General features: G+C 69.1%; 5 protein-coding genes and 1 tRNA gene. 1 reads left to right on the plus strand and 5 read right to left on the minus strand.

Annotation, left to right across the window (positions count from 1 at the left end; translation table 11 throughout):
- Window positions 1–43 precede the first annotated feature (43 nt).
- Window positions 44–847, plus strand: a complete 804-nt coding sequence (locus tag HOP12_12970; protein NOT35057.1) for a dienelactone hydrolase family protein — start codon at window positions 44–46, stop codon at window positions 845–847.
- 102 nt (window positions 848–949) lie between these two features.
- On the opposite strand, the gene HOP12_12975 is transcribed toward HOP12_12970, so the two are convergent.
- From HOP12_12975 to HOP12_12995, 5 genes are all read right to left on the minus strand, one after another.
- Window positions 950–1,024, minus strand: a tRNA-Asn gene (locus HOP12_12975).
- A gap of 144 nt (window positions 1,025–1,168) precedes the next feature.
- On the minus strand, window positions 1,169–2,182 hold the full coding sequence (locus HOP12_12980) for an NAD-dependent epimerase/dehydratase family protein (protein NOT35058.1): 1,014 nt from the start codon (window positions 2,180–2,182) through the stop codon (window positions 1,169–1,171).
- Window positions 2,183–2,278: 96 nt separating this feature from the next.
- A complete protein-coding gene (locus HOP12_12985) occupies window positions 2,279–2,950 on the minus strand; it encodes a response regulator transcription factor (protein ID NOT35059.1) in 672 nt (223 codons plus the stop codon).
- On the minus strand, window positions 2,947–3,348 hold the full coding sequence (locus tag HOP12_12990; GenBank protein ID NOT35060.1) for a response regulator: 402 nt from the start codon (window positions 3,346–3,348) through the stop codon (window positions 2,947–2,949). The genes HOP12_12985 and HOP12_12990 overlap by 4 nt, the downstream gene beginning before the upstream one ends.
- Window positions 3,345–3,964, minus strand: a 620-nt coding sequence (locus HOP12_12995) for a response regulator transcription factor (protein NOT35061.1), incomplete at its 5' end; no start/stop codon positions are given. The genes HOP12_12990 and HOP12_12995, both read right to left, overlap by 4 nt.

A 3,964-nucleotide genomic window follows, 5' to 3' on the forward strand; every position in this document is an offset into this window, starting at 1 on the left:
TGCTAACCTGCGCGCATCGAACTGCCCGCCGCCGTATGACCCCATGGGAAGGAGTCTCGCTGTGAGGATCCATCGCCTGTTCGCGACCGCGATCGTACTGGTCGCGTGCGCTGCTCCCGCGCACGCAGCGCTCAAGACCCGGACCATCGAATATCAGCAAGGTGAGACCACGCTGCAGGGCTATCTGGCGTGGGACGACGGTGCCAAATCGAAGCGACCGGGCGTGCTGGTGGTGCACGAGTGGTGGGGACACAACGAGCACGCCCGCCATCAGGCCGAACGGCTCGCGAAGGCCGGCTACGTCGCCTTCGCGCTCGACATGTATGGCAAGGGCAAGGTCACCGAGCATCCCAAGGACGCCGAAGCGTTCATGACCGAAGCCACGAAGGATCACGAGGTCGTCACCGCGCGTTTCAACGCGGCACTCGAGCAACTGAAGCAGCAGCCGGGTGTCGACCCCCAGCGCATCGCGGCGATCGGCTACTGCTTCGGCGGCGCGATCGTGCTCGGCATGGCGCGCTCGGGCGCCGACCTGGACGCGGTGGCCAGCTTCCACGGGGCGCTCGCGACCGAACACCCGGCCGAGCCCGGTAAGGTGAAGGCGCGCCTGCTGGTCATGACCGGCGACTCCGATCCATTCGTGCCCGAGTCACAGGTCGTCGCATTCGAGAGCGTGATGAAGGCAGCGGGCGCACGCTACGAAGTGATCCGCTATCCGGGCGCCAAACATGGGTTCACGAATCCGGAGGCGGCCAAATACGGCATGGACGCGCTCCAGTACGACCGGGCCGCTGACCAGAAGTCGTGGGCGGCGATGCTCAAGATGTTCAAGACAGTGTTGAAGTAACGCGACGCAACTCGCCTCGTGCATGACGAAGGCCCCGCGAAGCGATTCGCGGGGCCTTCGTCGATTGCGACTTCGCCCCCGAGCGGGATGGCGAAGAGAGAATGGCTCCTCGGGTAGGATTCGAACCTACAACCCTCCGGTTAACAGCCGGATGCTCTGCCGTTGAGCTACCGAGGAACGACTTCGGGATGGGTCACCGAGTGACCCGGATTTCAAAGCGGGCGCGGAGTCTATCGGGAGCCCGAAACGCAGGTCAAGGCGACGGCGCCCGGGAGGCATTCGGGCCGTGCCAGTCGCCCCTGCGGTATCGGCCGGACCGCGTCACTTCATGAATCGGCCCGCGAGCTCGAGCTCCAGCGCCCGCTGCGCGTAGCCGCGATGGCTCGCGGTCGGCCGGTGCTCGAGGTGCTGGCGCACGACCTCGGGCAGATACACGTTCATCGGCGTCGGCTCGAAGCCCCACTCCTGCTGCAGCCGAGTCGGGTCGGGGACCGATGCCCAGCGTCCCGCATAGGGCGCGAAGTTCGATTCGAGCCCGCTCGCCAGCAGCGCATCCCAGTCCATGGGGACGATCGGTCGCACGGAACCGATCATCCGCATCAAGTTCTCGAGCCACTCGCGGAGCGTGAGCATCTCGGGCTGCGCGAGGTTGTAGACCGCGCGTTCCGGTGGAGCATGATCGGCGAGCCACACTGCAGCCCGCGCAACGTCATCGGCCAACACGTGCCGCACCAGGCGCGTGCCTCCGTCGGGCAGCAGCAGCGGGCCGCCGTCGAGCACGCGCTCGATCCACGCCCACAGTCGCAGCGACGGATCGCCGGTGCCCTGCACGATCGGGATCCTCAGCACGAGCCCGCGCAGCCCGTGGGTGGCCCGCAGGGCGAACACGGCGAGTTCCGCGCGTCGCTTGCCGACCCCGTAGCTCCACTCCGCGTGATCCGGAGAATCGCGCGCCGGTTCGGGGGTGAGCTTCGCATCCGCCATCGCCTCGACGTGCGGTGCACGCGAACCCTCCGCCACCAGGTAGACCTGCCCCGAGGAGATCATGACGTAGCGCCCGAGTGCCGCGTGCGGCAGCAGCAGCAAGCGCTCGATGTCGTCGCGGTCGAATGCGAGAAAGTCGACGGTCAGATCGAAGCGCCGGCCGTCGAGCGCCCGGGCGAGGGACTCCGCATCGAGCCGGTCGGCGACCAGCGGCGCCACACCGTCCGGCAGCGGCTGAAGGCCGCGCGTCAACACGCTGACGCGGTGTCCGGCCGCGCCCAGTGCGCGCGCCGTGCGTGCGCCCATGAAACCACCGCCACCCATCACCAGCACCGCCAGCGAATCCGCCACGCGCACTCCCGCGTCGCGCGAGGCGCACCACGCGGCTCGCGGAGCGCACACACTAGCGCGGCGACGCGGTCAGCGGAATCGAGCGGTCGAGCGGGCTCAGGCGGCGGCGGAGCCGAACTTCTTGCCGCCGGACTCGCGACAGTCCGCGCACGCGTCCTGAGAGATCGGCGATTCACCGCGCACGCGCAGGAACTCCTCGCACGGCATCCAGTCGCCGGCCTCCGACCGCACGCGATGACACGACGCGCACACGTGCACAGAGCCTCGCGAGATGCCCGCCGCCGCGTCCTCGCGCGCCCGATCGCCGCCGCTCTGACGCGCCATCTCGAGCTCGGAATTCACGGCCCGCAGATTGGCGACGGTGCGTCTCAGCGACTGCGCGAGCCCCACGATTCGAATGCCGGCACGCACCCGCGCCAGCAGCTCGACCGGATCACAGGGCTTGGTGACGTAGTCGTCGGCGCCCGAGTCGAGCGCCACCAGCTTGTCGCTCACATCGCCCTTTGCGGTCAGCAGGATGAAGTAGGGCGCCGCCTCGCGCAGGCCGGTCTTGACCGACTGGCACAGCTCGAGTCCGTCGACCTCGGGCATCATCCAGTCCGAGATCACGACGTCCGGCTCGTGCTGGACGATCGCCTTCATGCCGGCGCGTCCGTCGGCCGCGAGGAACACCTGATAGCCCTCGGCCCCGAACCGCTTCTCGAGAATCCGCGACAGGAACGGATCGTCCTCGACCACCAGCAGACGGGTCTCGCTCGGGGCCTTCATGCCGCCTCCCCGAGCCAGTTCCGGAGTCGCGCGACGAAGGCGGCGTGATCGGTGATCGGTTTGGCGACGTAGTCCTCGGCGAGACTGTCGCGCAAGAATCGCTCGGCATCGCCGCGCATCGCATGCGCGCTGGTGATGACGACCGGAATGGCGCGAGTCGCCGCGTCGCTCTTGAGCGCGCGACTCAGCTCGAGCCCCGTCACCGGGCGCCCGTTCCACGAGGTGCTCCCGAGCGAGACGTCGAGCAGTGCGAGCGCGACCTCGCCGCGGCGCGCGAGGTCGAACAGCTCGTCGCCCGATTCGGTGTGCAGCACCGACCAGCCGCCGCGGCGTTCGAGCAGCGCCTTCATCATGCGGGCGTTCACCGGGTCGTCCTCGATCACGATCACGCGCTTCACGCGGCGGCCTCCCGCGGCGCGTCGCCTTCGCCGCTCCCGTTCACGCGGTTCCATTCCAGCGCGCGGATCACGCGGCGCGGATTCTCGGTCACCGACGCACGGCTCAGCACGTCGATCGGCATGCCCTGGGCCAGCCACCGCCGCGCGGCCGGTTCGCGTGAGCTCTCGGCGCCATGCAGCACCAGCACCGGGATCTCGCGCAGCGGACGTTCGAGCGCGAAGTCACGCAGCAGTTCCGCACTCGGCACCTCGGGGTCGCGGATGTCGAGCACCACCACGTCAAAGTCGTGCGGCCTAGTACGCAGTCGATGCCGTGCCTCACCGACCTCTCGCACCCGCTCGACCAATCGCCATTCCGGCAGTTCGCGCTCCGGAGTCTCGAGCGATCCAGAGCCCGACACCCACAGCACGCGCGCACCGCCGCTTTCGCTGCGTGGTGCGATCCGGTCGAGCGCCGCGGACACCGCACCCGCGCCCGCCGGCCAGGCCAGCGCCGCTGCGACGCGCGACGCGGCGCAGGCGGAGAGCCGGGCGCGCAGCTCGGATTCGAATGGCGTCACGAACACGAATGGGATCGAGCGCAGCGCCGGCTCCTGCGTCAGGCGGACCGCGAGAT

The sequence above is a fragment of the Candidatus Eisenbacteria bacterium genome, from assembly GCA_013140805.1.
Lineage (GTDB): Bacteria > Eisenbacteria > RBG-16-71-46 > RBG-16-71-46 > RBG-16-71-46 > JABFRW01.